This is a genomic window from Saccharomonospora iraqiensis subsp. paurometabolica YIM 90007 (assembly GCF_000231035.2).
In the GTDB taxonomy this organism is placed as follows: Bacteria; Actinomycetota; Actinomycetes; order Mycobacteriales; family Pseudonocardiaceae; genus Saccharomonospora; species Saccharomonospora paurometabolica.
Genome location: NZ_KI912187.1, coordinates 114,618 through 115,881, shown reverse-complemented (window position 1 = coordinate 115,881; position 1,264 = coordinate 114,618). Strand labels below are relative to the sequence as shown.

The following is a 1,264-nucleotide window of genomic DNA, read 5'->3' as shown; positions in this document are numbered from 1 at the left end:
AGGCGAGGCGGCCGGAGGCGACGCTGAGGTGCCCGCCGGTCAGCGCGTTGCCCGCGACCTCGTCGCCGACCGCGTCCAGGCGGGGCCCGTACTCCTGGTGCGACGCGCCGACGAACACCCCGGTGGCGCTGCCGCGCAACGACTCCGCGTCCAGACCGGCACGTTCGAGGGCCTCCCACGACGCCTCCAGCAGGAGGCGCTGCTGCGGGTCCATCGCCAGCGCCTCGCGCGGCGAGATTCCGAAGAAGGCGGGGTCGAACTCGTCGGCGCCGGTGAGGAACCCGCCGCGATCGACGACGCCCGCGGCGGCGAGCGCCCGCAGGTCCCAGCCGCGGTCCGCGGGCAGCGGGCCCAGTGCCTCGCGGCCGTCGTCGACGAGTTCCCAGAGGTCGTCGGGAGTGCGGACCCCACCCGGGTACCGGCAGGCCATGCCGACGATGGCGATCGGCTCGTCCGCGGCGGCGGGCGCGGTCGTGGGACCGCTGTCGCGGGTCCGGCCGAGGTGGTCGGCGAGGGCCTGCGGGCTGGGATGGTCGTAGAGGACGCCGACGGGCAGCCGCAGACCGGTCGCGGCGGCGAGGGCGTTGCGCAGTTCGACGGAGGTCAGCGAGTCGAAGCCGAGGCTTCGGAAGCTGCGGTCGGGCGGCACGGCGCCGGGGTCGCCGTGGCCGAGGGCGGCTGCGGTGTGCGCGAGAACGAGGTCGAGCGCGTTCTCCACGGGCACGGGATCGGCGCCGGAACCAGGGGCGGGTCCGGTCTGGGTGAGATCGCGCAGCAGCGGGGCCCCGACGGTGGCGGCGAACCGATCCCAGTCGACGTCGGCAAGGACCACGACGGGTTCCGTGCCCGCGACCGCGGCCCACAACGCGTCGAGTGCCCTGGCGGGAACGAGCGGACGGACGCCGCGGCGGACGAATCCCTCGGCGGCGGAGGAAGCCATGCCCGCTCCGGCCCACGGGCCCCAGGCAACCGCGGTGGCGGGCAGCCCACGGGCGCGGCGGTCACGCGCGAGCGCGTCCAGCGCCGCGTTGGCGGAGCCGTAAGCCGACTGGCCCGGATTCCCGGTGACGCCGACGAACGACGAGAACAGCACGAACGCCCGGACGTCTCCGGCCAGCCGGTCCAGGTTCCGGGCGGCGTCGACCTTGGCGCGGCGTGCGGCGGCGAGCGCGTCGGCGGTGGTGTTGTCCACGGTGGCGTCGTCGAGTGTTCCGGCCGCGTGGACGACGGTGTCGAGCGGGCCGAGCCGGTCGAGCACGGCGGC

At 76.0% G+C, this 1,264-nt stretch carries 1 protein-coding gene; it reads right to left on the bottom strand.

The genetic code is table 11. The features are described 5' to 3' along the window. The coding region (locus tag SACPADRAFT_RS31920; protein WP_007027660.1) for a beta-ketoacyl synthase N-terminal-like domain-containing protein at window positions 1-1,264 on the bottom strand (1,264 nt) is incomplete at both ends.